This is a genomic window from Aurantimonas marina (genome assembly GCF_017183135.1).
Classification (GTDB): Bacteria; Pseudomonadota; Alphaproteobacteria; order Rhizobiales; family Rhizobiaceae; genus Aurantimonas; species Aurantimonas marina.
On record NZ_JADDXW010000042.1, the window covers coordinates 1 to 2,048 of the forward strand.

Consider the following 2,048-nt stretch of genomic DNA (forward strand, 5'->3'; position numbering starts at 1 on the left):
CGCAGCAGCCGCTGCAAGGTCCAACGCGGCTATGGGAATGACTGACAAAACTCCGCAGAGCGCCCGTACCTAGCCCCCGGGGCCCCACAGTCGGTTCGAAGACCAATCAATCCCGCCCGGATGCGGCCTGGACAGTTGGCGGCTTTCGGCCGCTCGAAACATTTCACATTGGGCTCCGTTGCGACATAGATGACGCCTCGTTTCGAAGACATGGGTAGCCCGTCTGACGTTTTGGTTGGAGGTGTCGATGTGGTGGGTAGCCCCCGCGATGGACGAGAGTCTGTGTCTGTTGCCATTTTGTGGAAGGGCAACCGCCGAGCGATGGCGCCCGCAAATTCAGTATATGCCGTAGGACCGGCTCCAAGGCTTTCGCACCGTTGTCGCGATGAAGAGCAGCGGCGCTGTGCGACCGCTCGCGGCGGCCGGCGCGCCACGCCAACCTGGTGGCAGAACAGGTCGAGCGGTGCTCCGCGATGCCAAGACAGAGGAGCCGTAAATCAAGGCGGCCTTGCCCCCGGCCAGGTTCAAGAGGCGGGCAAGCCGATCTCGGCCAGGGCCCGCTTCCGCTCGCCCCAGATCAGGACGAGGTTGCGGGTGTAGATGAACAGGCCGGCTGCCTGCCCGAGAATGAAGACCGGGTCTCGACGCTGGATCGCATAGACCAGAAGCAATGTGCCGCCCGCCAGCGAGAAGATCCAGAACGCGACCGGAACCACGCTTCGCCGGGCTCGCTCGGAGGCGAGCCACTGGACGACGAAACGCCCCGTGAACATCAGCTGGGCGACGAAACCCAACGCGATCCAGACATCGAATTGATCGACGAAGACATGGCGGAGATAAGTGAGAAGGTCGTTCATAGAGAGTGGTCCGGGACAATTTCACTGACATCCGGCCGAACCAGCGCACGCCTACGCAGCCACCAGACGCCGAAGAGATCGAGAATTCCGCGAAGGCCGCGATCGAAAATGCCGTAGTTGGAGCGACCGAAGCGGCGCTCGCGATCCTTGACGTCGATATGCACGACCGAGAGCCCCTCCCGAAGCACCAGCGCCGGAAGATAACGGTGCCAGCCGTCGAAGTAAGGCAATCGACGGAACAGTTCGGTCGGCATTGCCTTGAGGCCGCAGCCGGTGTCGCGGGTCGCGTCCTTCAAGATGGCGGTGCGAAGACGGTTGGCGAAGCGCGAGGAAAGCTGCTTGAGCCTGGTGTCCGTCCGGCCAGTGCGCTGGCCGGCGGCAAGGCCAGCCGTTGCTCCAGTCGACTCCAACGCCGCAACGAGCGCCGGAATGAAGGCGGGATCGTTCTGCCCATCGCCATCGATGGTGACGACGAGATCGCCGCTTGCGGAGAGAACACCACTGCGAATTGCCCGACTCTGTCCCGCCGGGCGATCATGGCGAATGTGACGAAGCGGTATGCCCTCGGCCAAAAGACTCGCCAAGGTTTCCGCCGTCGCGTCGGTTGAGCCGTCATCGACGACGACGATCTCATGGGGGCGGGCTGAAAGAGCAGCCTCGATTTCGCGTAGCAATACCGCAAGATTTTCCGCCTCGTCGCGCGCCGGAACGACGACAGACAGCAAAGCGAAGGCCCTCTGGGGAACGGTGTTCGGAGCCATGATCGAAATCGGTCGACGCCGGCGTACCCGGCTCCCGACAGCAATACTGGAAAACCCCTCTTCGGCCCTTTGCGCTTCGACCGCATAACCCACCACAGATCCGGCTTCATCCATGCCGAGCCTCCACCGCTCCGACGAGCCGCGACATGGGGACCTGCACGGCAACCGCCATCGTCGGCACGGCGCTGACCATGGGGCCGTTGAGAGGTTGGACCAGCTGATACGACAGCGCATCCGGCGACGGACCAAAAATCCCGGACAGGGGCCTGACCATCATATCTCCTACTGTTTTTGAAGGTGCAGGCGCGTTGCCAGCACGTCGATGCCAAGCGCGGCGTAAAGCGCCTCGGCGAGGCGGCGGGTGAAGCTGGCGAAGTCGGTGAAAGGCTGGAGCTGAAACGCGGCGGCGGCCGTCCCTCCGACGATGAGC

2 protein-coding genes are annotated in these 2,048 nt (G+C 63.2%); both read right to left on the reverse strand.

Features of this window, described 5'->3' with window-relative positions; genetic code table 11:
• Window positions 1-524: 524 nt before the first annotated feature.
• The gene (locus ING15_RS19180) at window positions 525-857 is read right to left on the reverse strand and encodes a lipid-A-disaccharide synthase N-terminal domain-containing protein (RefSeq protein WP_206456446.1); all 333 of its coding nucleotides are present in this window, start codon (window positions 855-857) and stop codon (window positions 525-527) included.
• A complete protein-coding gene (locus ING15_RS19185; protein ID WP_206456447.1) occupies window positions 854-1,618 on the reverse strand; it encodes a glycosyltransferase family 2 protein in 765 nt (254 codons plus the stop codon). Before ING15_RS19185 ends, ING15_RS19180 begins: the two co-directional genes overlap by 4 nt.
• Window positions 1,619-2,048: the final 430 nt, after the last annotated feature.